This is a genomic window from Novosphingobium sp. Fuku2-ISO-50 (assembly GCF_001519055.1).
Taxonomy (GTDB): domain Bacteria; phylum Pseudomonadota; class Alphaproteobacteria; order Sphingomonadales; family Sphingomonadaceae; genus Novosphingobium.
Genome location: NZ_KQ954307.1, coordinates 18,809 through 44,987 on the forward strand (window position 1 = coordinate 18,809; position 26,179 = coordinate 44,987).

General features: G+C 60.8%; 25 protein-coding genes and 1 pseudogene. 8 read left to right on the forward strand and 18 right to left on the reverse strand.

The features are described from left to right. Window positions 1-7: 7 nt before the first annotated feature. From AQZ50_RS18870 to AQZ50_RS18895, 6 genes are all read right to left on the reverse strand, one after another. Window positions 8-247: a hypothetical protein gene (locus AQZ50_RS18870; protein WP_067748891.1), complete on the reverse strand. Its 240-nt coding sequence runs from the start codon at window positions 245-247 to the stop codon at window positions 8-10. Between the two features lie 15 nt (window positions 248-262). After that, window positions 263-649, reverse strand: coding sequence for a hypothetical protein (locus tag AQZ50_RS18875; RefSeq protein WP_067748893.1), 387 nt, complete (start codon window positions 647-649; stop codon window positions 263-265). 23 nt (window positions 650-672) lie between these two features. Then, window positions 673-1,098 carry a hypothetical protein gene (locus AQZ50_RS18880; RefSeq protein WP_067748896.1) on the reverse strand — a complete coding sequence of 142 codons (426 nt, stop codon included), beginning with the start codon at window positions 1,096-1,098 and terminating at the stop codon, window positions 673-675. Between the two features lie 8 nt (window positions 1,099-1,106). Further along, window positions 1,107-1,364 carry a zincin-like metallopeptidase domain-containing protein gene (locus AQZ50_RS21295; protein WP_197412561.1) on the reverse strand — a complete coding sequence of 86 codons (258 nt, stop codon included), beginning with the start codon at window positions 1,362-1,364 and terminating at the stop codon, window positions 1,107-1,109. Between the two features lie 20 nt (window positions 1,365-1,384). After that, window positions 1,385-2,002 carry an ArdC-like ssDNA-binding domain-containing protein gene (locus AQZ50_RS18890; protein ID WP_067748902.1) on the reverse strand — a complete coding sequence of 206 codons (618 nt, stop codon included), beginning with the start codon at window positions 2,000-2,002 and terminating at the stop codon, window positions 1,385-1,387. Window positions 2,003-2,141: 139 nt separating this feature from the next. Further along, window positions 2,142-4,223, reverse strand: a complete 2,082-nt coding sequence (locus AQZ50_RS18895) for a ParB/RepB/Spo0J family partition protein (RefSeq protein WP_369801442.1) — start codon at window positions 4,221-4,223, stop codon at window positions 2,142-2,144. Window positions 4,224-4,433: 210 nt separating this feature from the next. Between AQZ50_RS18895 and AQZ50_RS18900 the strand changes: the two genes are divergently transcribed. The 4 genes from AQZ50_RS18900 (at window position 4,434) to AQZ50_RS18915 (ending at window position 7,174) form a co-directional block, all read left to right on the forward strand. Next, the gene (locus AQZ50_RS18900) at window positions 4,434-4,874 is read left to right on the forward strand and encodes a LexA family protein (RefSeq protein WP_067748907.1); all 441 of its coding nucleotides are present in this window, start codon (window positions 4,434-4,436) and stop codon (window positions 4,872-4,874) included. After that, window positions 4,874-6,145: a Y-family DNA polymerase gene (locus AQZ50_RS18905; RefSeq protein WP_067748910.1), complete on the forward strand. Its 1,272-nt coding sequence runs from the start codon at window positions 4,874-4,876 to the stop codon at window positions 6,143-6,145. Before AQZ50_RS18900 ends, AQZ50_RS18905 begins: the two co-directional genes overlap by 1 nt. Window positions 6,146-6,208: 63 nt before the next feature. Then, entirely contained in the window at window positions 6,209-6,394 is a 186-nt protein-coding gene (locus tag AQZ50_RS21060) for a hypothetical protein (RefSeq protein WP_067748913.1), read from the forward strand. A gap of 135 nt (window positions 6,395-6,529) precedes the next feature. Next, window positions 6,530-7,174 carry a DUF433 domain-containing protein gene (locus AQZ50_RS18915; RefSeq protein ID WP_067748967.1) on the forward strand — a complete coding sequence of 215 codons (645 nt, stop codon included), beginning with the start codon at window positions 6,530-6,532 and terminating at the stop codon, window positions 7,172-7,174. 179 nt (window positions 7,175-7,353) lie between these two features. On the opposite strand, the gene AQZ50_RS18920 is transcribed toward AQZ50_RS18915, so the two are convergent. Both AQZ50_RS18920 and AQZ50_RS18925 read right to left on the reverse strand, forming a co-directional pair. Next, complete coding sequence (locus AQZ50_RS18920) at window positions 7,354-7,533, reverse strand: NAD(P)-binding protein (protein ID WP_067748916.1); 180 nt, start codon at window positions 7,531-7,533, stop codon at window positions 7,354-7,356. Next, a complete protein-coding gene (locus AQZ50_RS18925) occupies window positions 7,530-8,645 on the reverse strand; it encodes an NAD(P)/FAD-dependent oxidoreductase (protein WP_067748970.1) in 1,116 nt (371 codons plus the stop codon). Before AQZ50_RS18925 ends, AQZ50_RS18920 begins: the two co-directional genes overlap by 4 nt. Before the next feature lie 171 nt (window positions 8,646-8,816). Between AQZ50_RS18925 and AQZ50_RS21065 the strand changes: the two genes are divergently transcribed. After that, a complete protein-coding gene (locus AQZ50_RS21065) occupies window positions 8,817-8,906 on the forward strand; it encodes an ATP-binding protein (RefSeq protein ID WP_304437935.1) in 90 nt (29 codons plus the stop codon). A gap of 32 nt (window positions 8,907-8,938) precedes the next feature. Here AQZ50_RS21065 and AQZ50_RS18930 read toward each other — a convergent pair whose 3' ends face one another. From AQZ50_RS18930 to AQZ50_RS18950, 5 genes are all read right to left on the reverse strand, one after another. Further along, the gene (locus AQZ50_RS18930) at window positions 8,939-9,706 is read right to left on the reverse strand and encodes an SDR family NAD(P)-dependent oxidoreductase (protein WP_067748919.1); all 768 of its coding nucleotides are present in this window, start codon (window positions 9,704-9,706) and stop codon (window positions 8,939-8,941) included. Between the two features lie 34 nt (window positions 9,707-9,740). Continuing rightward, a complete protein-coding gene (locus AQZ50_RS18935; protein ID WP_067748922.1) occupies window positions 9,741-11,510 on the reverse strand; it encodes a thiamine pyrophosphate-binding protein in 1,770 nt (589 codons plus the stop codon). A gap of 29 nt (window positions 11,511-11,539) precedes the next feature. Then, window positions 11,540-12,976, reverse strand: a complete 1,437-nt coding sequence (locus AQZ50_RS18940; RefSeq protein WP_067748924.1) for an aldehyde dehydrogenase family protein — start codon at window positions 12,974-12,976, stop codon at window positions 11,540-11,542. Between the two features lie 132 nt (window positions 12,977-13,108). After that, a complete protein-coding gene (locus AQZ50_RS18945) occupies window positions 13,109-13,930 on the reverse strand; it encodes a glutathione S-transferase family protein (RefSeq protein WP_082703808.1) in 822 nt (273 codons plus the stop codon). A gap of 46 nt (window positions 13,931-13,976) precedes the next feature. Then, window positions 13,977-14,882 (reverse strand): VOC family protein, encoded by a 906-nt coding sequence (locus AQZ50_RS18950; protein WP_067748929.1) that lies wholly within the window; start codon window positions 14,880-14,882, stop codon window positions 13,977-13,979. Between the two features lie 320 nt (window positions 14,883-15,202). On the opposite strand from AQZ50_RS18950, the gene AQZ50_RS18955 reads away from it, so the two are divergent. After that, window positions 15,203-16,387 carry an acyl-CoA dehydrogenase family protein gene (locus AQZ50_RS18955; RefSeq protein WP_067748932.1) on the forward strand — a complete coding sequence of 395 codons (1,185 nt, stop codon included), beginning with the start codon at window positions 15,203-15,205 and terminating at the stop codon, window positions 16,385-16,387. A 71-nt stretch (window positions 16,388-16,458) separates the two neighbouring features. On the opposite strand, the gene AQZ50_RS18960 is transcribed toward AQZ50_RS18955, so the two are convergent. From AQZ50_RS18960 to AQZ50_RS18975, 4 genes are all read right to left on the reverse strand, one after another. Next, window positions 16,459-17,136, reverse strand: coding sequence for a TetR/AcrR family transcriptional regulator (locus tag AQZ50_RS18960; RefSeq protein WP_082703810.1), 678 nt, complete (start codon window positions 17,134-17,136; stop codon window positions 16,459-16,461). 156 nt (window positions 17,137-17,292) lie between these two features. Then, window positions 17,293-19,614 carry a TonB-dependent receptor gene (locus AQZ50_RS18965; RefSeq protein ID WP_067748939.1) on the reverse strand — a complete coding sequence of 774 codons (2,322 nt, stop codon included), beginning with the start codon at window positions 19,612-19,614 and terminating at the stop codon, window positions 17,293-17,295. 355 nt (window positions 19,615-19,969) lie between these two features. Next, complete coding sequence (locus AQZ50_RS18970) at window positions 19,970-21,130, reverse strand: acyl-CoA dehydrogenase family protein (RefSeq protein WP_067748948.1); 1,161 nt, start codon at window positions 21,128-21,130, stop codon at window positions 19,970-19,972. A gap of 50 nt (window positions 21,131-21,180) precedes the next feature. Beyond that, window positions 21,181-22,752 carry a long-chain-fatty-acid--CoA ligase gene (locus tag AQZ50_RS18975; protein WP_067748973.1) on the reverse strand — a complete coding sequence of 524 codons (1,572 nt, stop codon included), beginning with the start codon at window positions 22,750-22,752 and terminating at the stop codon, window positions 21,181-21,183. Between the two features lie 249 nt (window positions 22,753-23,001). On the opposite strand from AQZ50_RS18975, the gene AQZ50_RS18980 reads away from it, so the two are divergent. Beyond that, complete coding sequence (locus AQZ50_RS18980) at window positions 23,002-24,027, forward strand: phosphotransferase family protein (protein WP_067748951.1); 1,026 nt, start codon at window positions 23,002-23,004, stop codon at window positions 24,025-24,027. Then, window positions 23,990-25,312: an acyl-CoA dehydrogenase family protein gene (locus AQZ50_RS18985; protein WP_231730418.1), complete on the forward strand. Its 1,323-nt coding sequence runs from the start codon at window positions 23,990-23,992 to the stop codon at window positions 25,310-25,312. The genes AQZ50_RS18980 and AQZ50_RS18985 overlap by 38 nt, the downstream gene beginning before the upstream one ends. Before the next feature lie 74 nt (window positions 25,313-25,386). Here AQZ50_RS18985 and AQZ50_RS21300 read toward each other — a convergent pair. Then, a pseudogene (locus AQZ50_RS21300) lies at window positions 25,387-26,168 on the reverse strand (IS5 family transposase). Window positions 26,169-26,179 lie beyond the last annotated feature (11 nt).

The window sequence follows — 26,179 nt, forward strand, 5'->3', positions numbered from 1 at the left end:
GCGTGCCCTACAGCGGGAAATCTTCGAGCGTGGTCACCAGCCCATCGAAATCTTCGTCCGCGCCGAGAACGTCGGTAAGGGTGAGGATGGTTTCGAAGGTGACGCCATGATCGGCGGCGAGGTTTTCGAGATAGCCGAAGCGGTCGATCGCGCCGTCGGCCTGGTAGCGATCGAGCGGGATCACGCGGTCGCGGTTGAGGCGTTCGATTATGGCAAGCGATATGCCGCGAATGGCAAGCTGGGACATAGTCCGGGTTCCTCGTCAGGATTGGGCAAGTGCCAGCACCGGGACGTTAGTCCCGAAGTCGGCGAGGAGCGCGCGCAGCGCCTCCTCGTGGCGCAGCAATTCGTCGAGGCAGTCGGCCGCGCTATCGACGAAGGCCGGATGCTCGGGATCGCTCATGTCGAGGACGTGGACGACGCTTGCGAGGAGGCCCAGCATCGCCGGAGCACGGGCCATGGCTCGGACATTGGCCAGCGCCTCATCAAAGCGGCGGACGCCACTTTGGCGGATCGTTGCGACGAAGGAATGGCTGCGGGAAGCCAGATCGACGGTGGTAATTTCGGCCACCCAGTCGAAGGGCCAGTCGGCGGTGCTGCGGCACAAGTCGCTCGCGCGCCAGTCGCCGGAGGTAGGCGGTATTTGCATAAGGTTCTCCAAGGTTTTTAAGGTCAGGCGGCTTCTAGCCAGCGAGGCTCACACGCGCGGTCTGGCAGATCGGGCGTGCAGCCAAGGCGCGCAGTGACGGCATCGAAGGTGGGCGCGATGTCGGTGAGCCATCGCTGCGCTGCGCCGGAAACGTCAGTCCATTCGCAGCGGATGCGGTAATCGCGGTCGATGCGCTCACCGATCCAGACCACCGCCAGGCCCTGGTCAGTGGTGATTCCGATATCGGCATAGGGATTGCGCAGCAGCACGCGGCCAGCCCAGCCGCGCCAGCGGTGGATAGAATCAAATGACCGCATGTCCTGTCGCACCTCACGCCGGATCTCGGCAACGAACCCCGTATAGGCCGCAAACCAGGTGTCGGGTGCGACAGCGCGCAAGTCACGCAGGGCAACCTGCGCACCCTCCGGCGAGGATGGGATACCCTCCATCGCACCACTCACGCCGCTAGTGGCAGCGGCTGCACCGCAGTCTTGTGGGCGCTGTGGATCCAGTCGGCTGCCGCCTGTGCGTGAGCAGCAGCGGTGAAAATGGCCTTGGGATCATGGCGAAGCGCCAGCCAACTGGCAAGGTATGCGGCATGGTCGGACCGAGGCGTATAGGCCAGCCCCAGATCAGCCATCAAATAGGATGCGCCGAGTTCAGCCACGAGTTCTTCCCTCGCGCGAATGCTGCGTTCCTTGTGGTATTCGCGCAGCGTCTCACGATTTAGCCTGCTTACATGTCCACTTGCGTGACCTCATGTGCGAGTGTGGACACCAGATCGAGATCATGGTCGAAAGCCATGCGCTCGGGCATGAAGACCTTGTCGAGATCGGCCCGGTAATAGGCATCGTGCAGCCCGTACTCGACCAGCACACCGACGCCTTCGAGGAAGGCCAGGGCATCGCCGATCGAAGTGCTGACCGGCGCCACATCTTTTTCGGGCGCGTCCTCAGCGCCATCGACCTGATCGCGGTTGAAGACGACGAAGCTGCGCGCGAAGAACCGCGCCTTGCCCTCGCCATCGGCACCAACATGTGCCGCAGCGTCGCCGCGTTCGACCTTCTTCCAGAGGATGACATGGGTGCCGACCTGTCCTTTGCGGACCTGCGCGCCGCTGGTTTGCCACTGCTGATAAGTCGCCCAAGTGCCCGAGGCATAGCCACAGGCGTCAGCCGTGGCCCACAGGACCAGGCGATTGATGCCGGAATAGCGGCGCCCGGCGACGCTGGTCGGGCGCATGACAGGCGCGCCGGAATGGTGCCAGGGCATTCGCCAATTTCCAGCCCCGGCCTCGATGGCCGCGACAATCTGGTCGGTGACGGTGGCGTAAATGTCGTGACGTGGCTTCATGGGGATGTTTCCTCTTTGTCCGAGCCTGTGCTCACGCGAGGGAATCCTCCTTTGCCTTTGGCGCAGGAGCGAAAGCGGAGCAGGCAAGTGTTGCGGGAGCTGGCCAAAACCAGCCCCCACAAGCAGGTTGCTTAAGATATCAGGCGGCCTCGGCAGTCGGGACGCCGGCGTCATTCTGATTGGCGGCTTCGTGCGCCGCTTCCTCGTCGTCCTGCAGGCGATCATCCGCTTCATCGGGTGCCGCAGCGTCCACCCCTTCGGTGCCTTCGAGCAAGCTCGGGAAACCATCGAAACGCATCACGGCAGGAACCCAGGCAAGGGCCTTGGCCTTGATCTCCGGCTCGATGATGGTGTCGCCCGCACACAGGCGCGCAGCAGCCGTGGCCAGTTCGGCCTTCTTCGCCGTCGCATAGCGCAGGGCGATTTCGGCATCGAATTGCCCAAGGATGCCGAGGATCTGAGCCTTCTTGATCCGGTCGAAGAAGTTTTCCGCACCCGGCCGCCAGTGCTGGGCCATCTCGATGCCGATCTCGGCACCAAGCCGGGTCTGGAAGGCCAAGGCATGGGTGCCGCTGGTGAGGCTCGCCTTGAGACTCTGGCTCACCGCGTAGGCAAGCCAACCCGCCTTCACGTCATCAGCCAATGCGCGGAAGGCGAGGAAGGAGGCGAAGCTGTCCTCCTCGCTGGCCCAATCATTGGGCAAAGCGGCTCGCAGGCCTTCAAGGTCGGTTACCGCCGAGCTGGCGGGAATTCCGCTGAGACCCGAAGGCTCGTTCCGGTCAGCGATGCGGATAGTACAGCCGGTGTCGCCATATCCGAAATGCCCCGCGTGATCGCGGGCCAGCGCAAAGATCGCCAGATCGAGCGCCAGCGCCGGATCGTGGGCGATATGCAGCGCCAGCACATCGCGGCGATCCTTGGCCATCTGTTCCTCGAGCGAACGCGGCAGGCTGGCCGTCGGTGCGGGTTCGTCGCCTTCCGCATCAGGACTTCCGACCATTTCACCATCGCTGCTGCTGCGACGGGACGGCTTGGCTGTGGTGTAGTAGGTTTCGAGGAGGCGCGGCTGACCATCCTTGCCCAGCACCAGGAAGGTGCCGACAGCGGGCTTGTCGTCCTCGGGGATCAGCAGTTCGGTATCGGCAAGCCGGTCATGCTCGGCATCGAGCGCGTTATATTCGGCCTCAAGCGCCTCGACATCGTCGCCATCCTCGGGTCCGTCGATGATTTCGGCAATTTCGGTCATGCGATCCGAAATCTCGTCCATCCGGGCCACAGCTTCAGCGCTGGGTTCGGCGCGCCGGGGCCAGTAAGCGTGAAGCTCCTTGGTGTCGTCGTAGGTGACATGTGTGGCAAGGGTCGGCTTGACCCAGGCCAGCTTGCTGCCGAGTTCGGCAACCTCCGCTTCAAACGCCAGCTTCTTGGTCGCCAGATCCATGGCGAGATCGCCATCAAGCCACTGGCCTTCCCCTTCGTCCGCGAACAGGTCGCGCTCGATACGACCGCCGCAGGCCAAATATTCCACCTCGCCGACGAAGCGGGCGATCGGATGGTCAGCCGACAGCGCTTCTTCGGCGATGGCGCGGCGGATCGCCTGCGGATTGTCGCCCTGCCAACTCGTCGACAGTCGCTCCCAGGCGGCTAGCTGGCGTTCGCGGTCGCCGGTCGAGCCATAGGCCATCGCAACGTCGAGCGTGATCTCGCCCTCGGCCAGCGCGGCAAAGATCGGCTCTCCAAGGTCAGCGAGGCGCAGCCGGCCTTGGACATGGCGGACCGTAACGCCGAAACGGCGGGCCACGGCCTCCGCGTCAGTGCCGCCGGCGATGATATCCTTATAGGCCCGCGCCTCGTCTGCCGGGGTCATCGCTTCACGGATGAGGTTTTCAGCCAGGCTGATCTCGCGGGAGGCGGCGTCCTCATTTTCGCACAAGCGCACGTCGATGGCGTAATCCTTGGGCAAGACGCCACGCTCGATCAACAGGCCGATCGCGCGCCAGCGCCGGCCGCCCGCGTGGACATCAAAGAGGGTCTTCTTGCCCGATGAGGGGCTGACGATCAGTGGTTGCAACAGCCCATGTTCGGCGATGCTGGCAGCCAGTGCCTCAAGGCCGGCGGTGCCATTGGCCTTGCGGACATTGCTTTCGGACAGGCGCAGCTTGGCATGCGCAATCGTGGTGGTCTGCATGAAGGGTCTCCGGACCAATTCCGAGGCCCGGATCATGGGACGCTTTTATCTCCCAGGGGGCCTCGCCCCAATTTTTCCTCCTCCTCTCTCCCTGATGCAGGATTTCCGCCGACGGCAGAATATAGATCGGCCTCGAACCAGACGTCCGAGGCCCGACCTTTACGAATGCATGCCATGTCCCAAGCAAGCTGCTGGTGCGCGCGACGGTTGACGAATCACGACAGATCGTTCTTTGTATGTTCCATAATGAAAATCCAAACAGACCCTATCCTGCGATTGCCCGACGCTCCCTCAAAGCTGCTGCTCAACGCCTTCTCCTCCAGCGTTCCGGCGGGGTTTCCGTCGCCGGCAGATGATCACATCGAAGGTAAGCTCGATCTCAATGAGCATTTGATTCGCCGACCGTCGGCAACTTTCTTCGTCAGGGCGTCCGGGGAATCCATGCGTGATGCGGGTATCTTTGATGGAGACCTGCTTATTATCGACAGAGGGATCACCGCGAAGTCCGACGACATTGTGATCGCCTCAATTCACGGCGAACTGACCGTCAAACGGCTTCGGCAATCGGCGGATGCGTGGCTGCTGGTCCCGGAGAACACGAACTTCCCAGCCATACCTCTGGACGAATCCGGCTGTGAAATCTGGGGTGTGGTGACCCATAGCATCCGGCGGCACTGTGGACGCTGATGGCAACCTTCGCCCTTGTGGATTGCAACAATTTTTATGCCTCGTGTGAGCGGCTGTTCCGCCCGAACCTCAAAAACCTGCCGGTGGTGGTCCTGTCCAACAACGATGGGTGCGTGATTGCTCGCTCGCAGGAAGCCAAAACCATCGGCATCGGCATGGGCGCTCCCCTTTTCAAAATCCGTGATCTTGTGGAAGAGCATAGCGTTGCCGTCTGCTCGTCCAACTACGCCCTCTATGGCGACATATCCGAACGCGTCATGACGATGCTGGGATCAAATGCCCCGAGCCACGAGGTCTACAGCATCGATGAATGCTTCCTCGATCTGGACAATCTCGGTGTGCCAGACCTGACAGCGTGGTGCAGCAGCTTGCGTCGGGACACGTATCAATGGACCGGAATTCCGGTGTCCATCGGCGTTGGGGGGACAAAGACACTGGCGAAACTGGCCAACCGACTGGCCAAAAAATCGACCAAGGCGGGCGGCGTCATCGATCTTGCCCATCACCCGGAATGGATTGATGCTGCGCTTCGAAAAACACCCATTGGCGATGTTTGGGGTGTTGGCCGTCGCTGGTCACAGATGCTGGAAGAGCGAGGCATGGTGACCGCCCATGATTTTGCGCACGCCCAAGATGGCTGGATCCGGCAGAAGATGGGGGTTGTTGGGCTGAGAACTGCCCACGAATTGCGCGGCTACGTCTGCCATGCTCTTGAGGATCAGCCGCAGCCTAAGCAAACCACATGCTGTTCACGCAGCTTTGGCGCCACCGTCACCGACAAATCTCAGGTCCATGATGCGTTGATGCAATTTGCCGAACGGGCGGCAGAAAAGGTCCGGTCTGCCGATCAGGTCGCCGGGGCCATGCAGATTTTCATCAGAACTGACCCATTCAATCCAAATGCCGCGCAGAAATCGCTGTCGGGGTCAGTCAGCTTTGCCCAGCCCACATCGGACGCAAGAACTATCACTGGTGCTGCGACCCGTATTTTGGAGCGCATTTGGCGCGAAGGATTTACGTGGAAGAAGGCTGGAATTCTGCTGCTCGACCTGTCCGCCAAAGGGGCCGCCCCGTCATCCCTGTTTGATGTCGTCGCCAATCTGGATGATGGGCTGATGACCGCGATGGACCAGATCAACGCAAAATTTGGACGCGGCAGCATCAAGCTGGGTTTGGCTGGCAAGGATCAGGATTGGCGCATGAGGCAGGACAATCTGTCTCCCAGTTTCACCACCAGATGGGCTGATCTTGCCAGTGTCAGGGTGGGATAGCCGCGGTCGCATGGCACGCGGTCAGCACTTGGCTCGCCGCGTTTTGTGCGGTATTATGCAAGCATGGCGCATGAACTGGACGACATACTGGCCCAGACCGACTGCCCTGTCTGCGGGCATGAACTCAACGTGAGTTACAAGTCTATGCGCCTTCAGCGAACCGTCGAATGCCCGAGCTGTGGGGAAACCATCCGGCCCATAGATGACACGCCCATCGGCAAAATCCAGCGGTTGATCGACGAAGCCTGACTGAGGCCGAATTCTTTCGGCTGCGCTGGTCGCAACCGATCCTCGCTACCGGGGTGGGGCACGTTCAACCAAGCCGAAGCGCGTAGCTTTACTTTTTTGAACGCTTGATATATATTCTCTTCAAGGAGAATGTTTATGCAAGCCGCCCGCCTGTACTCGCCCGCAGAGGCTGCCGCTGTCGCCGATATCGCCGTCAAGGCGGTCAACAACGCGATCGACAAGCAGATCGTGATGGCCGTGCGCCGCACCGCGCGATCCGGGTTGCAATCCCGTCAGCGTTCGGTGTCAGCCGACGGACTGCTGCAACTCAAGCTCTGGTCGCAGGTCGGGAGCATTCTCTCGCAGGAGCGCCGTGAGCGATTGTTCGAGGCCATCAGGCTGCAACCCGAAGCATCTCAGGTGCGTGCCGACGACCTGCTCATCATCGACGTGGCCGAAGCGCGCAAACAGATCGCTTCTCGCACTCAGGATCTGGAACAGGCCGAGGCCATTGTCGTGCAGCAAAAAGCCGTGATGGGCGGTGAGCCGGTCTTCAAGGGTACGCGCATTCCGGTCCGCCTCATCGCCTCAATGCTCGACGAAGGGGTGAGCGAAGAGGAAGTTCTGGCTGGTTATCCCAAGCTGGATTCACGGCAATTGACGCTGGCGTCGATCTGGGCAGCGGCACATCCGCGGCGGGGTCGCCCCAAGCCCTTTAAAGACGACACGCTCGTCCTTAAGCAGACTCGGCGGGTGTCACTCAAGCAAGCCTCTGCCGAGGTTGGCTTGGCAGGGCTATAAATCGCAATCACATGGCTAGCGCTTGGTCGAATTTCGCAAGTCGCAAGGTTGACCCCAACGATTTTACCAGCGCCACGCACGCGCGAAGCATCGGCGTTAACATCTCCCCGCAGGTTGTCGTGCATCTCACCAAACATCGATCATCAAATCATGGACGAGAGCCCCCAGCCCCAAACGGCTCATACGCGACGTTGGAGATCAGCCCGCTGATCGAGCTGTATCCGCCCAGCATCTTGCCCCCCGGCTTCGAGCAGCGGCACGCGGTGTCGGCCACAGGCGCTGAGGCGATTGGCCAGAACACAGCCTGCCGACCCCGCGCCAACGATGATATAATCGTAACTGCCCAGATCGCGGGTCATTGGCTCATTTCCCACTTGGCAAAGACATGGTCGGCAAGTGCCAGCGAACTGGTAAGGCCAGGCGATTCGATGCCGAACAGGTTGAACAGCCCCGGCACGCCATGGTCAGTTGGGCCATCGATACGAAAATCGGCAGGAGGCTCGCCCGGTCCCGACAGCTTTGGCCTGATACCGGCATAGGCCGGCTGAAGCTGTGTCGGGTCCACCTCTGGCCAGAATTGCTGCACCGCCTTGCCAAATTTGTCGCGCCGGTTTGCCGCCACCACATAATCGATGACATCGACCCATTCGACATCGGGTCCAAAGCGGGCCTGCCCTGCCATATCAAGCGTCAGATGCGTGCCAAGGCCGCCCGGCTCGGGCACCGGATAGATCAGGTGACGAAACCGCGTTTTCGCGCCGTAAGTGAAATAGCAGCCCCTGGCATAGCGCAAGCGAGGGCGATGAGTGGAGGGCAGTTCGTCGACCATGTTCGCTATTTGCCCGGCATGCAGCCCCGCGCAATTGATGACGGTGCGGGCGCAAACCACGGGAGCTTGCTCGCCGGCAATACTGACCAGCCAACCAGGCCGTTCCCGCTTCAGGCCAGTCACCTCGGTGTTGCAAACGAGGCTGGCGCCATGGACCTCTGCTTCGCCCAGCAGCGCCAGCATATAGGCATGGGAATCAATGATCCCGGTGGAAGGCGAGAACAGCGCCCGGTCACAGCGAATGTCAGGCTCGAGCGCGCCGACCTCTGCCTTGTCCAGCCAGACGAGGTTCGTGACCCCGCAAGTTTCGGCATTGACCTTGATCCTGGCCAGTTCCGCAATCTGCGCAGGGCCGGCGGCGACGATCAGCTTGCCGCAAGAACGGTGGGGAACGCCCCGGTTCCGGCAGAATGCGTAAAGCGCGGCGCGCCCTTCAACGCATAGCCGCGCCTTCAACGTGCCAGGTTGGTAGTAGATCCCGGCATGAATGACCTCGCTGTTGCGCGCGCTCGTTTCCATGCCAAAGCTGGTGGCCTTTTCGAGCACCATGACGCTTTGCCCCGCCAGCGCAAAGCGGCGTGCCGCGCCAAGGCCAACGACGCCAGCGCCGATAACAATCACATCGATAGGTTCAGCGGACATGATGGCAACCAAACTTGAAGCGCTTCAAGTATGACGGCATGGCGAATTGCAGCGACCGGGGCAAGCCGGGGAACGGAGCAGCGGTGACCCGGCGCCAGCATGATTGCGTCGCGGATCTGGTCCCGACCGGATAAGTTCGGCCATGGCGAGGGCAACGGCGCATAGTCGAGTTTGGCCACCGCGCTATTCGATCGCATCACCCATCATGGCGATATCGTCGAGACCGGCAAGGACGGTTGGCGCATCAAAAACCGCAACTGACGCTTGCGGGGCAACCCCCGGGACACACACCTTTAGAATTGGACGCTTTGAGTCAGACCGCCATCCACGGTCAGATTGGCGCCAGTGGTGAAGGACGACCTGGGGCTGGCAAGAAAGATCACCGCGTCGGCCACTTCCGCCGGGGTGGCCATACGTCCGGTCGGATTGCGAGCGAGTGCCTGTTTGAACCGGTCCGCCGCGAAGTGTTCGACCTTTTGCCAGATGCCGCCCTCGAAATAAACCATGCCCGGTGAAACCGTGTTGATCCGCACGCGCTTGGCGGCGACTTCACGCGCCCTGGACTTGCAGAAGTGGGCAATAGCTGCCTTCAGCGGGCCATAGGGCGCAGTAAACACCGGCTCTGCGACCGCAGTCGTGGAAATATGCACCAGCGCGGCATCGCCGTTGCGCCCGGCCGCCTGTTCCAGATGGGGGAGCACAGCCTCGATCACCTTGATCGTGCCGCGAAGGTCGATGTCGATCGCCTGATCCCAGTCTGCATCAGTCGTCCCGGTCGCCTGCGCGCTGACGCACAGCAAGGCGACGTCGACGCCTCCGCCGGCTGCGAGTGAGCCCAGCCAGGCTTCGACGGCGGCGCGATCGGTGACGTCGACACTGTCCCCCTCGACCGAGGCCGATTGCGCGGACAGCCGATCGACGACGGCGCGCACGGCACCGCCATCGCGGGCGCACAGTGCGACATGCGCGCCTTCTGCGACCAGCGCCTCGACGACAGCCAGGCCAATCCCCCGCGTGCCGCCGAATACCACGGCGCGCTTTCCAGACAGTTGCAGATCCATGTTTGGGTTCCCCGTAAAGTCTCGTTCAAAAGACTTATTTTTTGAGATTGTCGTAATAGGGCATGATCACGTCGTTGGCCGCGCTTGGCGAGATCATCGCCTCGGTCCGTGGCGACATGATCGACGCATCGGTGGCCATCATCACGTTGACGCAGGCCGGCTTGCCCGACGCCAGCGCGCGTGCATAAGCCGCCTTCAGGTCGGCGGGATCGGTAACCAGTTCGCCATGCCCGCCACACGCTTGTGCAATCAGGTCATAGCGCGTGGGGACCAGCCGCACGGCAATGTCCTTGCCGCTCCACATCGCGTGCTGTCCTGATATGCTCATACCCCACGACGCATTGTTCAGGACAATCGTGACGATCGGCAGGCCGTGACGGACATAGGTATCAAATTCCATGATCTGGAACCCGATCGAGCCATCCCCGGTCAGGCACACGACGCGCTTGTCCGGGTGCGCCAACTGCGCCGCGATCGCCCAGCCCTGATGCATGCCGAGATTGCCCAGATAGCCGACCGAGGCATAGGATCCCGGCGCCGCCGCCAGATCGGCCAGCCCGATTTCGCACCAGCCGCTGGTATCACCGCCATCGCTGATGACGAGCACATCGCTGGTCACGAATTCGCGCAAGCTGTCGACGACCTGAAACGGGTGCACCGGTGCATCGACACGGTTGCGCAAGTTGGCATAGCGCGCTTCGATCCAACGGCGCGCTGCTTTGGCCTCAACCGCAAACCGGCTGCGATCCGGCCAGTCAATGTCGGCATCGGCCAAAGCTTCTGCAGTCTGGCGGCAGTCGGCAACAATGCCCACGGTTGCCGGCCGTTCGCGGCCCATTTCGCGTTCGTCGACATCGACCTGGATCAGGGTCGCCGTGCGCGGAATGACGCCATATCCGCCGCCAGTGTACATGCCCGTCCGCGCGCCGAACAACAGCACCACATCCGGCTTCAGGCCTGACCGGCCAATGTCGGAAAACATGCCGCAGGCCAGCGGGTGGTGCTGGGGAAACAGCCCGGCTGCCTTCACATTGGTGAACACGGGTATGCCGGCGCGTTCGGCGAACCGCTGCAGCGCTTCACCCGATTGCGACAGGACCGCGCCGGTCCCCGCCATGATGACCGGCCGTTCCGCCTTGCGCAGCAATTCGAGCGCCCGATCCAGCGCGGCCTTGTCGGGCGCCGGTTGTGCCGCGCGCTGGACGAGCGCCGGACTCACCGCAATGTCTTCGGCATCGTCATAGAGAATGTCGATCGGCAATTCCAGAAAGACCGGCCCCGGGACGCCGGACAACGCAGTGCGAATGGCATGCGCGGTAAGCCGGACGGCCGTTTCGGCAGACGTCGCCCTGCCGGCCCACTTGGTGATCGGCTTGGCCAGGGCAACCTGGTCAATGCCGCCTTGCAGCACGTTCTTTTCGACATCGCGCAACGGCGGCGCACCGGCAAGGAACAGCACCGGAATGCGGTCAAGCCAGGCGCTGGTAATCGCGGTCAGGACATTGGTATAGCCCGGCCCCGCCGTGCAGAGGCTGACCGCAAGCTTGCCGGTCATGCGCATATACGCATCGGCGGCATAGCCCGTGACCGCCTCGTGGCGCGTGTCGATCAGCCTGATCCCCTCGCGCTCGGCAGCGAGCAGGATGGTGTCGATGTGACCGCCGTGCAGCAGAAAAATCGTATCGATGCCCGCTGCCTTGAGCACGCGGACGACCGCCGCGCCGCCGTCAACGCGGAATGCCGGGGCGGCACCAGCGCTCTCGTCTGTGACGATCGCCTGCTCGGTTATCGCAGAAATGGTCATGAATGCTCCTGTCCGTGCAGTGTGACTGGTCAACCAAGATAAGTCGTCTTGGTGATGGTGTAGAAATCGCGGGCATGCGTTCCCTGCTCGCGCGGGCCGATGCTGGATGCCTTTCGCCCCCCGAACGGAACGTGATAATCCACCCCGGCCGTCGGCAGGTTGACCATGACCATCCCCGCCTCAAGGTCCCGTTTGAACCTGCGCGCTCTGGCAAGCGAAGTGGTGCACACACCCGCGGAAAGACCGAACCGAACGCCGTTGGCGACCGCGACAGCTTCGTCGTCGTCGTCCACCCTGATCACCGAAGCGATCGGGCCGAAAATCTCTTCCTGATTAATGCGCATGGCGCTGGTGGTGTTCAACAACAGCGCTGGCTGAAGAAAGAAGCCCTCGGTTTCCCGACTCAACCGTGCGCCGCCGACAACATCGGCACCTTCTGATCGGGCGATCGCGATGTAATCGAGGTCCTGTTGCAACTGCCGCGCGTCAACCACCGGCCCGATCCGGGTCTGGGGGGCCAGCGCATTGCCCACGTGCAGCGCCAGCATCTCGCAGCCAAGCCGGTCGACAAAAGTGTCGTGAATGGCGGCGCTGACAATCAGCCTCGACGCAGCGGTGCACCGCTGCCCGGTGGAAAAAAACGCACTGTTGAGCGCAAGCGCAACCGCCACATCGAGATCGGCGTCGTCCAGAATCACTTGCGGGTTTTTGCCGCCCATCTCGCACTGCACCCGTTTGCCCACTTGCGCGCAGCGCGCAGCAATACCGCGACCGACGGCGACCGATCCGGTAAAGCTGATGGCATCCACATCGGGCGATTCAAGCAGCACCGGACCAAGATCCGAACCACGGCCCATCACCAGATTGGCGACTCCGTCGGGAAGGCCCGCTTCGCGCAAGATCGCAACCAGCGCGTAGGCGCTGGCCGGCGTCAATTCAGCCGGCTTGAGGATGCAGCAATTGCCGAACGCCAGCGCCGGCGCCATTTTCCAGGCTGGAATGGCGATCGGAAAATTCCACGGTGTGATCAGGCCAATGACGCCTACCGGCTCCCGGCTGATTTCCACATCCACGCCCGCGCGTATGGACGCGAGCAATTCGCCGTGAAGGCGCAAGGCTTCCCCGGCAAAGAATTTGAAGATCTGCCCGGCACGAACGACTTCGCCGATCGCTTCAGGCAGGATCTTGCCCTCTTCGCGTGCCAGCAAAAGTCCCAGTTCCATACGCCGGTCGAGGATCAGCGATCCCGCACGGTCGAGAATGTCCGATCTGAATTGCGGTGTGGTCCGGCTCCATGTGGGAAAAGCGTGGCGCGCGGCGCCGATCGCATCTTGCACGACGGACGGGTCCGCCTCGGCCGATTGCCCGATGATGTCGGACAGATCCGAAGGGTTCTGATTGATCCGCGTTTGCGCGCTGCCGACGAACGTTCCGCCGACAATATGGTGCAGCACCGCCTCGGTCATGACAGGCACAGCCTGTTGGTCAGCGGATTGAGGAAGCAAAGGTCCATGGTGTTCTGCCTGTCTTGGTTGATCGGAACGGCAGGCCGCGCGGCAATTGGCCGGCCCGGCCGCTTGCCCTATGCAGATCAGGCCCTAGCCGGCAGCGCGCGTGGCAGCCTTGATCAGCGGGTCCACCACCGGGGCCGCAGCGCCACCAATTGCGCCAAAAGCGGCAACCAGAGGCGCCGAAGACCAATCGGTGAACGCCCGATCGAAGGACGGACGCGTCACCGCCCGATCGAGCCAGTGCTCGACCGCCGGGCGGGCGCCCTCGTTCCAGAACGATTCAAAACGCAATTCGCGAAACCGCACGACATAAGGCAGCACAGTCGCATCGGCGATGCCGAACGCATCGCCCGACAGCCACGGATACACGGCAAGATGCTGTTCCAGTCGATGGAAATAGCGCGCCAGAGCGTCAATCGCGCCCGGAATTTCGGGTGCCTGGGCGCCATGCGTCAGCAGGCTGGTCCGCAACCCGCGTTCCGCCGGATCAGGAATTGCCGCAAGATAGGCCGCAACCTGATCGACCGTGCGCTGGCTCATCGCGGCGCGGGTAAGCAGCGCATGCGTCAACACCCCGGTCACTTTGCCATGCAGGCGCGTATCGAGGAAATTCACCAGCGCGGCCGCACGGTATCGTTGATGCGGATCGGCGGAACGCAGCGGCGATCCGGGATAACGATCATCGATGAATTCGCAAATCAACGTCGATTCAACCAGCACTTCGCCATCGGCCACCAGGGTCGGAACGACGTGATCCGCATTCAACACCACGTATTCCGGTGCGTGCTGTTCACCTTTGGTAAGGTCGATTTCCCGGGAAATGAACTCCACACCCTTTTCGGCCAGGACCATGCGGACCTTTTGCGAGCAAGTGGAACCGGAGAAATGATAGAGGGTCGGGTTCGGCATTGTCTGTCCGATCGCTGGAAAATGATTTTACGGCAGTTCGATCGGATCAGGCGTCGGCGGGCTCGACCAGCGGCAGTTGCACCTGATGGCCCCAATCGCTCAGTTGCGAATAGGTTTTGGGCACCCAGGTTGCATCATCGACTTCACGCGAACCCCAGCCCAGTTCCACATCGATCCCCGACGGAGAGCGGACGTAGAAGGAGAAGGTTCCGCAATTGGGATGATGGCCGATCGTCATGGCCAACGGGGTCTGCTCGGCGCCAAAGCGATCGAGCGCAAACCCCACATCGGACATTTCCTCGGTCTGGAACGAGATATGCTGCACCTTGCGCTTAGGCGCGAAAGGCACTTCGCCGAACGCCAGCGAGTGGTGGCGTGCATTTGCGTGCATGAACGTCAGATGCGAAGACGAACCGTCCGGATGACCAAGGCGAATGTAATCGCTCAGCTTCAGGCCCAACAGATCCTGATAGAAATGCAGGGTGCGCGCCTGGTTGCGGGCCAGGATCACGAAATGACCGACGCCATCCTCACCCGTCACAAATCCACCGGGCGTGACGGCTGAGGCGAACGGGCGCCGCGCACGTTCCGCTCCCCAGAAAATCTCCACACGAATGCCGTCGGGATCGTCGACCACGATCAGGTCTTCAACCTGACGCGCCCGGGCCAGCGCTTCGCCGCCGGGCTGCGCGTCATAGCCGCCCGCGCTCAAGGCGTCGGCGATTTCGCGCAATGCATCGGCCCCGGCAACTTCCCAGCCGGTAACTGTCACATCGTCAGCCGGTCCCTGGTAAATCCGCACCCGCGACGCATAGGCATCGCTGCGATAGACGTCGGCGCCATCGGCGCCCTTGCCGCCCTCGATCAGGCCGATCTGGTCGACGAGAAAATGGCGCCAAGCGGCCGGATCAGAAACTTCAATTCCCCAGTACCCCAGACTCCGAACTGCCATGACATCCACCCTGGTTATTTCAGCGAAAACCTAACCTTGCCCAAATCGGTAAGACAGGCGTACTGACAAGTCAATCAGTTTTCCTGACTGCATTTCTCGCGTGATGATTTTGCGCCCTACGGGTCGCCAGGGCGCATCGGCCGCATGCGCTGCCATTTGCGCGATTGACGATGGACCACCATAGCGATACTGACTTTTCAATCAATTGTCCTGATATATAAGTCAGTCATAAATCACAGCTCGATGGCCGCCCCAACATTTTAGATTTTATCGTTTAACATCAATATTAAATGGCAAACCAGGATCGGAGGAATGGACTGATGGCACACAATTCCGTCGCAGAATTGACCCGCGCGACTTCCCCATCGGTGCTTGATCGCGCCCGGGCACTGCGAGAAACGTTCAGATCACGGATACCGGAAACCGACCGCATCTGTCGGCTGCCGGACGAAACCGTCGCCGATCTGGAGGCCGGCGGCTTTTTCAAATTGCTGACACCGCGCCGTTACGGCGGCCTGCAGATGCCGCTGTATGACTATATGGATGTGATCGTTGAACTGGGCCGCGCCGATGTGTCGGTGGCCTGGACGGTCAATCTGATCAACACCAACGCCTGGATGGTGGGCTGGATTTTTCCTGAATTTCTGCAGGACAAAGTGTTCAACTCGCCAAATTCAAGAGGCAGTTGCGTGCTCAACCCGCAAAGATGCATCGTTCGCGATGCCCCCGGCGGAAAGCTGGTGGAATACGGTATCTGGCGTTTCAATTCAGGTATTTATCACGCGGGCTGGGACATTGTTACCATCCCGCTGACCGATGACAGCGGAAACGTCGTTGACACCGGATTGGCCCTGGTGCCGATCTCTGACGTCAAAATTCTTGACGACTGGGACACGATCGGTGTGCGCGGCAGTGGCAGTTCAACGGTTGAATTGCACAACGTGTTCATCCCGACCGACCACATCGTGCCCTTGTCGCATGGCGCGGGCGGATCGACCGTCCACCCCTATGAGGACGAATTGTATCATCTGCCGTTTCACGCGGCGACGATCATCCTGGAACTGCCCATGCTGGGGGGGTGTGAAGCGGCCCTCGACATCTTCATGAGCAAGGTTCACGGGCGGCCCATTCTGCATAGCCGCTATCCCGATTCAGCCAAGGCGCCTTGCACCCATCTCGCGCTCGGAGAAGCGACGGCCAAGATCGATGCCGCCAAGCTGCTGGCGAAATCCACCTTCACCTATATCCATGACAAAGTGCACAACCGGTCGCCGTTCGTGCCGGAGGACTTTCTGCGCATGCGCCGGGATGCCGGCCTTACCTCGATGCTGGCCTGGCAAGGCGTTGATCTGCTGGCCGAGGCGGCGGGTGCATCGATGATGTCCAGTTCGCACCCGCTGAACCGCATCTGGCGCGACGTGCGCACCGGTTCGCTGCATGCCGCACAACATCCCTCAAGCGTGTTCGAAGCCTATGGCCGAGGGCTTTGCGGGCTTGAACCCTGATCCCAACCTGTTGCAGCATCGCGCAAACGACCGGTTGCGCGATGCTGCACAAACCATTTTGGCACTCGTAACTACGATCCAGGTGCCGTTTGAATACCACGAAAAATAACTTCGATTATCCAATCCCCGTGTGACGAAAACGTTTCGCTGTCTTGGCGGTCAACGCCGTACAAATTCGAAATCAACGGCACAGACGGGTAAAAATACACGATCGATTGAATGATGATGTTGGTCAGATGCACCGCCGGAATGGCCTTTATCTGACCGGCCGCGACGGCGCGTTCGATCATCCTGTCAAAATGGCCATGAATGATGCGAAGGTGATTCTCGATCACCCATTCCAGGCGTTCGCCCGGCGTCCGCGCCTCGTTGATCAGCACCAGCACATGTTCGGGATATTCGGACGCAAACTGGATCAGCGTTCGGCACAACAAGCGCAACCCATCGACAGGCTGAAGGTCGCGGGAAGCGGCCGCAATCGCATGGAGCGGCCGCACCAGTTCATCAAACGCATAGGCGACCGTCGCCTTCCACAGCTTTTCCTTGGTTCCGAAATGATAGTGGATCAAGGGTGTGCCGACGCCGGCCTGGCGGGCTATGTCAGGCAGCGAGGCGCCACCGAACGTATCGCGTGCAAAGGCGTTGAGCGCCGCGACAAGAATTTCATGACGACCGCTCCCGGCACAAGCCCTGGGCGCAGCGTCAGAGGGTTTGGGCCGTTTGGCTCGTTTGGCTAGTGGGGATTTCATCCGCGCATTTAGAGCAGAATTTTGGGCAATGCGCAGTATCTATCGCGGGTTGTGCAGCATTGTCCCCGTTTTTCTGCCGGTTCCGACGCAAAGAATTGCGCGCAACGCGGGTGCGGTCGGGCGCCGCCGGATGCCGACGCCCGACCTGCCCATGCCTCAGAAGCTGAAGCGCGCCCTCACCCCGTAAGTCCTCGGCGCACCGAGGAACGCGTTGTAGCTGCCGGTTTCAATCGGCACGCCGAAGGCACCGGTAACATAAGCGCGATTGAGCAGGTTTTCGGCGTAAGCCTCGATCTGCAAACCGTTCTTGAGCGAAGCAAGGCCCAGGCTGACATTGACCAATGTCACCGGACCCTGGGTGATGTCATTGTCATTCCCGACATAGACCGAACCCGAATACTGCGCCTGGATCCGCGAGGTAACGGCCCAGTCATTGCTGACCGGGGTAAAGCCGAACAGCGCAACATTGCCGGCAAAGTGGGCTGCTTCAACCATTCTGCGCCCGGACAACGGGTAGCCCAGCACGCTGGTCGTCCCGAACTTGGCTTCCGGCAGGTAAGTCCCCGCCGCCGAGAATGTGAAGCCGTGGCCAAGCTTGAAAGTCTGTTCGAATTCGGCGCCGGCGACCTTGGCGCTGGGCGCATTGGCAATCAGGTACTGCAGGCCGACGAATTCGGCGACCTGGAGGCTGTGCAGGCTGTCATAGAACACGGCGATGTTGGTGCGCGCCTTTTTGCCCAGCCAATCCGCCTTGATCCCGGCCTCGAAGGCATCGACGGTTTCCGGTGCGTAGACCGGGCTCTGGCTGACGCCGGGGCTGCCAAACACGACGCTGCCGGGAATGCCCGCCGCGTTCACGTCGATATTGACGCCGCCCGCCTTGAAACCACGATTATAGGTCAGATACGTCATCACGCCCGTTGCCGGACGATACTGCACGCCGACAGTTCCGCTGACGGCCTGGTTCACCACCGACTGGTTATATCCGATGCCGGGCATCACGCCGACCAGCGCGAGCGGGTCAAGCAGGGGATCGCGAAAATAGGTTTCGGCGAATTGCCCGGTTTTTTCCTCGCGCGAATAGCGGGCACCGGCAATCAGGTCGAACGCGTCGGAGAACTTGAAGTCCCAGTGGCTGTATGCGGCATAGGAATTGGACGTTCCGAGCATGTTTTCGCTGCCAAACAGGCCGGGCGCGGCGTCCGCGGTTCCCGCCGGCACGCCGGCCGCCCCCAACAGCGCGTCCCAGAACATCTGAGCCTGAGAACCCCACCGCAAATTGCGGAAGTCAGTATCGGTTTCGTGCGAGTAAAACGCACCAAAGACATAGTCCGCCTTGATCGCACCGCTCAGATGACCATTATAAGTCAATTCCTGAGAGAAGAATTTCGAAGTGAACCCTTCATCCAGATTGAGCACGCTGATACCCGAAAAATCGGCGTCTTCATTCAACTGCAGGACTTTGTACCGGCGCAGCGCAGTGACCGAGCTGAGCGTCCCGTCGCCAAGGGTATAGTCGATGTGCAGCGATACCCCGCCGTCATCAATGCGGTTGTTGGCATTCGGCGTCGCATTGCCTTGCCGGTCGTTGATGTTGGTCGAAGCAGGCGTCAGGCCGTTGGCGAGCGTAAGCGCATTGACCAGCGGGCCGAGCGGACCGGGAATGATGTTCACCGTGCCATAGCAGCAATTGTCCCGCTCTCGCGCATAGTCGGCAATCACCTTGATCGACAGGTCTTCGGTTGGTTTGAGCAGCAGCTGAACCTTGAAGCCCAGATTGGCCTTGTTGTTGAGATTGCCGCCGTTCGGGGTGCTGATATAGCCATCATGACCGACGCTGACGGCCGAGACGCGGATCGCAATCTTGTCCGACACAGGCACATTGACCGCCGCGCGCAGCGTATAGGCATTGTAATTGCCGTATCCCGCCTCAAAGTTGCCCTTGTAATCCGTCGTGCTCGGCTCGACGCTTTTCACCAAAATGGCGCCGCCGGTCGTATTCTTGCCGAACAGCGTTCCTTGCGGCCCTTTCAGAATCTGCAGGCTGTCAACATCCAGGAAGTCAGTCAGGGCTTCACCCGACCGCGAGCGATAGACGCCATCGACAAACACACCAACGGCGCCTTCGAATGTCCGCGCCGGACCGGTTGTGCCAATCCCGCGAATCTGAAGATTTGGCGTGCTGGCGGGGCTGTTGGCATCAACATAGGTGATGCTGGGAGAAAGCGCCTCGATATTCTGAATATTGGTCACATGCTCCACGGCCAGCATTTCGCTGTTTGCGACTGTGACCGAGATCGGGACATCCTGCACGTTCTGCGAGCGACGCTGCGCCGTAACGATGATTTCCTGGACACCGCCTGCCGTCGGCGACGCGGCCTGCGCCTCCTCGGCCCGAGCCGGCGTTGCAATCAACGCTGCACCGGAAACGCCCGTCAGAAACGCACAAATCACAGGACGACTGATAAAATTGGCCATCGAAATCTTCCCTCCCAAGGAATAGCTCTTTATCGCAAAAAAAATTCATTATTCGACTAAATAAAACGAGTCAAGGCGCATCCATGGCGGATCGCGGCCCGCTGCACCATCTTATTTGCACGATTAAATATATTCTCGGCAGCCGCTGGTCTGCGGCTCCCCACAACCGTGGCCAGCGTCTAGTGGATTGTTTTTGACATTTGCATCCCGCCATCCGGATCTACGACCGCAAATGTCAAAAACGAAAAATCCACTAGAATCAAAAACTTCTAGTGGTCCGAAAAGATTCTGACATTTGCGTACCACCTCGCCGATAACGGATGCAAATGTCAGAATCGGACCACTAGTCCCACCCTCAGGACAGGATGCTTTGATAGTTCTGCGAAAAGACGTCGCGCCCGATGATCAGGCGCATGACTTCCGAGCTTCCCGCCAGAATGCGGTTGATGCGGGCATTGGTAAACATCCCGCAGATCGGGTATTCGTTCATATACCCGGCGCCGCCATGCAACTGCACGCCCAGATCGACCATTTTCCATTCGATCTCTGTCGCCAGCATCTTGGCCTTGGCGCCCTGGATGCTGGTCAGGCGCCCGGCGTTGTGTTCGGAAACCAGATGATCGACATAAGTCTGCACCAGGTCGATTTCCGCATCCATTTCCGCCATCCGGAATTGCGTGTTCTGCTGCTCGGCAAGCGCTTTGCCAAAAAGTTTGCGCGCGGTTACAAAATCCCGCGTGATGTCAAACGCACGCCGCGCATTGATGGCCGCACCGACCGCAGAGATCAGGCGTTCCTCGGCAAGACCTTCCATCAGATAGTAAAAGCCCTGACCGGGTTCACCCAGCACGTTCGCCTTGGGCACTTTGACGTCGCGGAAAAACAGCTCTGCCGTATCCTGGGCGTGCTGCCCCATCTTGTCGAGATTGCGGCCGCGTTCAAACCCTTCCATGCCGCGCTCAACGATCAGCAAGACCAGCGCGTGCTTCTTTTCGGCACCGGCCAACTTGGCCGCGACGATCACGACATCGCCGTTGATACCGTTGGAGATATATGTTTTTGAACCGTTGAGCAGGAAATGATCGCCCTTGTCCTCGGCAGTGCTGCGCATGCCGGCAAGGTCGGACCCCGCATCGGGCTCGGTCATGGCAATGGCCAGGATCGTGTCGCCGCTCACGCAGCGCGGCAAAAACCGGTCACGTTGTTCGGCTGTACCAAAGCGCTTGAAATAAGGCCCGACCAGACGGCTGTGCAGCGTCGCGTAAAATTCGCCGCACCCGGCCCGGCAGGTCTCTTCGATGATGACCTGTTCATAGCGGAAATCCTCGTCGCCCAGGCCGCCATATTTTTCCTCTGGCCACACCATCAGGAATCCCCGATCGCCGGCCTTTTTATAGGCGCCGCGATCGATGATGCCGGCCTCGCGCCACGCCGGCATGTGCGGCGCGATCTCTTCGGCCAGAAAACGGCGATAGGATTCGCGAAACATGGTCTGCTCTTCGGTAAATTGACGCATCACTTGATCTCCACTGAACGCTAAAATCCGGCTTTGGCTGTCCGCCCGGATCAATTGACGCCTCGTTCGCGTCCCGCCCAATAGGGTTCGCGCAAGGCCCGGCGCAGGATCTTTCCGGCCGGATTACGCGGCAAAGTCTCGACGAAATCGATGGATTTTGGGCATTTGAACCCGGCGATCCGGGTGCGCGCAAAGGCAATCACCGATGCCGGATCGGGCATTCTGCCGGGCTTGAGCACGACAATTGCCTTGACCGCTTCACCCCAGCGATCGTCGGGCACGCCGATCACGGCGACATCCGCGACATCGGCGTGGCCATAGATCGCGCTTTCCACTTCGGCCGGATAGACGTTCTCTGCCCCGGTGATGATCATGTCCTTCATGCGGTCCTGGATGAACAGATAGCCTTCCGCATCCAGCAACCCGGCATCGCCGGTGCGCAGCCAGCCGCCGGGCAGCACGGCATGGGCGGTATCTTCGGGGCGGTTCCAGTATCCTTTCATGGTCGAAGGCGATCGGATCAGGATTTCGCCGATCGTGCCCGACGGCAGCGGCGTTCCGGCCTCGTCGACAATCCGCAGTTCCACGCCCGGCACGGCCTTGCCCGCCGAAGCCATGACCCGCAGCCGGTCCGGGTGGTGATCCTCGGGCGGCAGCGCGGTCGCAGTGCCCCAACTCTCGGTCAGTCCATAGAGCTGGATAAAGCTGCATTTCAGCGCTTCCAGGCCCTGGTGCAACAAATCGAGCGGTATCGGGCTTGATCCGTAAGAGAAATATTCCAGCGACGAGAAATCCGTCACTGCGGCCCTGGGATGCTCCAACAGTATCTTCAGCGCCGCCGGAACCAGAAACAGCCGCCTGATCCGGTTGACTTCGATCGCCTCAAGGAAGGCGCCTGCGTTGAATTCCGGTTGAATTACCATTTCGGAACCGTCCAGCGTCGCAAGCAGGACACCGCCGACGCCGCCAATGTGGCCATAAGGCATGGCCACCAGAATGGTCTCGGGCGCAGCGGGGAACAGCCAGGGCAAGTTCGCGGCCCGCAGGGCACTCCGGATGCCGGTGGCGTTGGCGTGGCTCAGCATCACGCCCTTGGGCTGGCCCGTCGTGCCGGACGTATAGAGTTGCAAGACCACGTCATCGGCCTGCACAACAACCGGCACGCGCGTTGCAGGTGCTGCATCGCGCCACCGGGTAAAGTGCGGCCAGGCCGGATCACCGCCGTCATCGCCCATCAGTACGATGGTGGCCGGCGCCTCCCCTCCCCCGGGCACGCGATCGACAAATCCTGGTTCGACAAACAGCGCCACCGGGCCGCAGTCGCGCAGAATAACCTCGATTTCCGCAGCAGTCAGCCGCCAGATGATCGGCACGAACACCATTCCTGCCCGTGCGACACCCAGTGCAAGTTCGATGGCCAGGTCGCTGTTCTTGCCGATATAAGCAATGCGGCTGCCCGCAGGCGCCGCTGTGGCGAGCAAGGCATTGGCAATCTGCGTGGCGTGGCGGTCAAACGTGGCATAGTCGGTGGCTGCGGCGCCGAACCGCAGCGCGATGGCGGCGGGTTGATGCGCGGCATGGATTGCCAGGGCTTCACCAAAAGTACTTGCGACATTGTCCATGATCATTCCTCAGCCAAAGGACCACGCCCCGGCATGGCAACCCGCGAGCAACCTTGCCCCAAACAGCTTTGCATGCGACGAGTTCGCGGGCGAAACGTCGCGGTCACGCGCACCGTTGCAGCGCGCTGGACATCTGTTATTTGATCGATTAAAGAAATGCAACCAACCATCGGCAAGGGACAGTGACAGGTCGGGCAAACGGACGCCCGGCTTTCAAACCATGCCGATTGCGCAGGAAAGGAACCAAACGTGGGTCATTCTCTTGCCGGCTTGCCGGGCGAGCAACTGGACACTTATTTGCGCGACAGGATTTCCGGCCTCGCCGCCCCCCTCACAGTCGAACCGATTGCGGGGGGGCAATCCAATCCGACCTTTTTCGTGTCCTATGGCGATCGCCGCATGGTTCTGCGCAAAAAGCCGCCCAACGCATTGCCATCGGCCCACGCCATCGACCGCGAATTCCGGGTCATGAGCGCGCTTCACCCGGTCGGGCTCAAAGTGCCCGAAACCGTGCTCTATTGCGACGACAGCGCGATCATCGGCACGCCGTTCTACCTCATGAACCGCCTCGAAGGCCGGGTGTTCAACGATTGCTGGTTGCCGGGCGTCTCTCCCGCCGACCGACGCGCCATGTACATGGATATGGCGACCACGCTGGCGGACCTGCATAATGTCGACTGGCAAGCAGCGGGCCTTGCCGATTTTGGCAAGCCGGGCAATTACTTCTCTCGCCAGATCGGTCGCTGGACCAAACAATGGCAGCTCTCCAGGGAGGCCGAGTCCGATGCCATCGATCATCTGATCGCGTGGTTGCCGGACAACATTCCGGCAGGTGACCAGACGGCCGTTTCGCACGGCGATTTCCGCATCGGCAATCTGATCTTTCACCCGACCGAACCCCGGGTTGTCGGCATTCTCGACTGGGAACTTTCGACGCTCGGCCACCCGCTTGCCGATCTGGCCTATAGCGCGCTCGGTTGGCATTTGCTGACGTCGGAACATATGGGCATGCGCGATCTGGATTACCAAAATCTCGGCATCCCGATCGAGCAGGACTATCTCGAACGATACTACAGCACCGCTTCGAGCAAGGCTCGCGTGCAACCGTTCCACTTTGCCTTTTCGCTGTTTCGCCTCGCCGTCATTTTTGAAGGCATCGCCGCCCGCGCACGTCTGGGCAATGCCAGTTCCGCCAACGCGGCCGAAGTGGGCGCGTTGAGTACCGTACTGGCCCAGCGTGCGGTCGACGAAATTTCCAGCAACCGCACATATTGATCATCGGATCAAAGAGAGATTCAGGATGGATTTCGAATACTCGGAACGCACGCAGGACTTGATCAACCGCGTCAGCGCTTTCACGGATCGGTATCTCCTGCCGCAAAATCAGGTGTGGTTTCATGAGAACGAGGCGGGACGCCATCCGTCGGATATCATCGAGCCCCTGAAGGAACTGGCGCGCGACGAAGGGCTGTGGAACCTGTTTCTGCCGGCGCTGCACCCGCATGAACCCGGAACGCGCGCAAGCAACCTGGAATATGCGCCGCTGGCCGAGATCATGGGCAAGCTGCCCTGGGCATCGGAGATCTTCAACTGCAGCGCGCCAGACACCGGCAACATGGAATTGCTGCACCTGTTTGCCACGCCAGACCAGCATGACCGCTGGCTGGTGCCGCTGCTAAAGGGCGATATCCGGTCCTGTTTCTGCATGACCGAACCAGACGTCGCGTCGTCGGACGCAACCAACATCACCACGCGCATCCGCCGCGATGGGGATTGGTATGTCATCAATGGCCGAAAATGGTTCGCTACCGGTGCCCTGCACCCCAATTGCAAATTCATGATTGTGCTGGGCGTCACCGACGAGGCCGACACGGCCCCGGCCCACAAGCGCCATTCCATGGTCATCGTCCCGGTCGATACGCCGGGCATGACAATCGTGCGCAACGTACCCGTCCTTCATCACCTCGCCGTCGAAGGCCATTGCGAGATCCTGTTCCGCGACGTGCGCGTGCCGGTGGATCACGTGCTTGGTACCGAGGGGAACGGGTTTGCGCTGGCACAGGCCCGGCTCGGGCCCGGGCGCGTGCACCATTGCATGCGCACCATAGGCCAGTGCGAACTGGCACTCGACCTGATGTGCGAACGCGCGCTGGAACGCCGCGCCTTTGGGCGTGCGCTGGCGGATTATTCCAACATTCGCGACTGGATTGCGCAGTCGCGCATCGAAATCGATCAAGCCCGCCTGCTCGTGCTGCGGGCAGCGGCCATGCTGGACAAATACGGCAACAAGAAAGCGAAAATCGACGTTTCGGCGATCAAGGTCGTCGCTGCACGCTTGCAAACCCAGGTGATCGACCGCGCGATTCAGGTGTTTGGCGCCATGGGACTGACCAACGACACCCCGCTCGCAGGGTTCTTCAGTTGGGGCAGAGCACTGCGCTTTGTCGACGGCCCGGATGAAGTGCATCTGCGGCTCATCGCCAAGAACGAGATCGACCGGGTCAAGTCAACGCTGGGCAGCACCAGCCGCTATTATACCTTGCCGGATTCATTGGGCTGAACATAAACCCGGGCAAGCTGCGCGACATGAAAATCGCGCAGCGCGCTCGACACCGTTCACAATTCAATTTGCGATTAGGCCGTGTTGACAAAAGATTGCAGCCATAGTCTTGCTGCGGCGAGATTGAGGAAGCTCTCGAACGACAGGACGGTCTTGTCATAGCGCGTGGCGATGCGGCGCTGTTGCTTCAACTTGCCGAACATGCGCTCGACGCGGTTGCGGTCCTTATAGCGCCGGTAGTCCGGATGGGCTGGGACCTTTCGGTTCGAGCGGGGCGGAATGACGGGCAGGATGCCCCGCATCAGCAGGTTTTCTCGGAATCTATCGCCATCATAGCCCTTGTCCGCCAGCAGTCCTTTGGGCGTGGGTAGCGGCAAGTTCATCAGGTCGTCAGCTGCGGTATAATCCGATGCCTCGCCACCGGTCAGGATGAAGCCAATAGGGAGTCCCTGATTGTCACACCGGGCGTGGACTTTGCTCGTAAAGCCGCCGCGTGATCGACCAAAAGCCTGCGCACAAGCCCCCCTTTTCCGCCCACTGCCGAAACATGGCCGCGAACCGTGGTGCTATCGATCATGTGCTGCCAGTCGTCGGTAAGCCCCAGATCGACCAGTGTTTGCAGCAGGGCATCCCACACCCCTTGTTCAGCCCAGCGCCGGAACCGGACATAGACCGAATTCCACTTGCCGTATCGCTCGTGCATGTCGCGCCAGGGACAACCAATCCGCAGCACGTGAAGCATGCCGTTGAGAAAACGGCGGTTATCGCCCGCAGGTCGTGCCCAACGCCCGCGCTCGGATGGCAAAAGCGGTCCGATCAGTTCCCATTCCGCATCTGACAAGTCCCCTCGGCCCATGACTGCTCCCC

What these genes read in the sequence shown, in the direction of transcription:
- AQZ50_RS18940 (WP_067748924.1), bottom strand. Translation starts at nt 12,976, where the DNA reads ATGACCGAGGCGGTGCTGCACCATATTGTCGGCGGAACGTTCGTCGGC.
- AQZ50_RS18880 (WP_067748896.1), bottom strand. Translation starts at nt 1,098, where the DNA reads ATGGAGGGTATCCCATCCTCGCCGGAGGGTGCGCAGGTTGCCCTGCGT.
- AQZ50_RS18930 (WP_067748919.1), bottom strand. Translation starts at nt 9,706, where the DNA reads ATGGATCTGCAACTGTCTGGAAAGCGCGCCGTGGTATTCGGCGGCACG.
- AQZ50_RS18875 (WP_067748893.1), bottom strand. Translation starts at nt 649, where the DNA reads ATGCAAATACCGCCTACCTCCGGCGACTGGCGCGCGAGCGACTTGTGC.
- AQZ50_RS18950 (WP_067748929.1), bottom strand. Translation starts at nt 14,882, where the DNA reads ATGGCAGTTCGGAGTCTGGGGTACTGGGGAATTGAAGTTTCTGATCCG.
- AQZ50_RS18945 (WP_082703808.1), bottom strand. Translation starts at nt 13,930, where the DNA reads ATGCCGAACCCGACCCTCTATCATTTCTCCGGTTCCACTTGCTCGCAA.
- AQZ50_RS18900 (WP_067748907.1), top strand. Translation starts at nt 4,434, where the DNA reads ATGAAAATCCAAACAGACCCTATCCTGCGATTGCCCGACGCTCCCTCA.
- AQZ50_RS18970 (WP_067748948.1), bottom strand. Translation starts at nt 21,130, where the DNA reads ATGCGTCAATTTACCGAAGAGCAGACCATGTTTCGCGAATCCTATCGC.
- AQZ50_RS18960 (WP_082703810.1), bottom strand. Translation starts at nt 17,136, where the DNA reads ATGAAATCCCCACTAGCCAAACGAGCCAAACGGCCCAAACCCTCTGAC.
- AQZ50_RS18915 (WP_067748967.1), top strand. Translation starts at nt 6,530, where the DNA reads ATGCAAGCCGCCCGCCTGTACTCGCCCGCAGAGGCTGCCGCTGTCGCC.
- AQZ50_RS18955 (WP_067748932.1), top strand. Translation starts at nt 15,203, where the DNA reads ATGGCACACAATTCCGTCGCAGAATTGACCCGCGCGACTTCCCCATCG.
- AQZ50_RS18870 (WP_067748891.1), bottom strand. Translation starts at nt 247, where the DNA reads ATGTCCCAGCTTGCCATTCGCGGCATATCGCTTGCCATAATCGAACGC.
- AQZ50_RS18905 (WP_067748910.1), top strand. Translation starts at nt 4,874, where the DNA reads ATGGCAACCTTCGCCCTTGTGGATTGCAACAATTTTTATGCCTCGTGT.
- AQZ50_RS18920 (WP_067748916.1), bottom strand. Translation starts at nt 7,533, where the DNA reads ATGACCCGCGATCTGGGCAGTTACGATTATATCATCGTTGGCGCGGGG.
- AQZ50_RS18925 (WP_067748970.1), bottom strand. Translation starts at nt 8,645, where the DNA reads ATGTCCGCTGAACCTATCGATGTGATTGTTATCGGCGCTGGCGTCGTT.
- AQZ50_RS21060 (WP_067748913.1), top strand. Translation starts at nt 6,209, where the DNA reads ATGGCGCATGAACTGGACGACATACTGGCCCAGACCGACTGCCCTGTC.
- AQZ50_RS18895 (WP_369801442.1), bottom strand. Translation starts at nt 4,223, where the DNA reads ATGATCCGGGCCTCGGAATTGGTCCGGAGACCCTTCATGCAGACCACC.
- AQZ50_RS18935 (WP_067748922.1), bottom strand. Translation starts at nt 11,510, where the DNA reads ATGACCATTTCTGCGATAACCGAGCAGGCGATCGTCACAGACGAGAGC.
- AQZ50_RS18975 (WP_067748973.1), bottom strand. Translation starts at nt 22,752, where the DNA reads ATGGACAATGTCGCAAGTACTTTTGGTGAAGCCCTGGCAATCCATGCC.
- AQZ50_RS18890 (WP_067748902.1), bottom strand. Translation starts at nt 2,002, where the DNA reads ATGAAGCCACGTCACGACATTTACGCCACCGTCACCGACCAGATTGTC.
- AQZ50_RS18965 (WP_067748939.1), bottom strand. Translation starts at nt 19,614, where the DNA reads ATGGCCAATTTTATCAGTCGTCCTGTGATTTGTGCGTTTCTGACGGGC.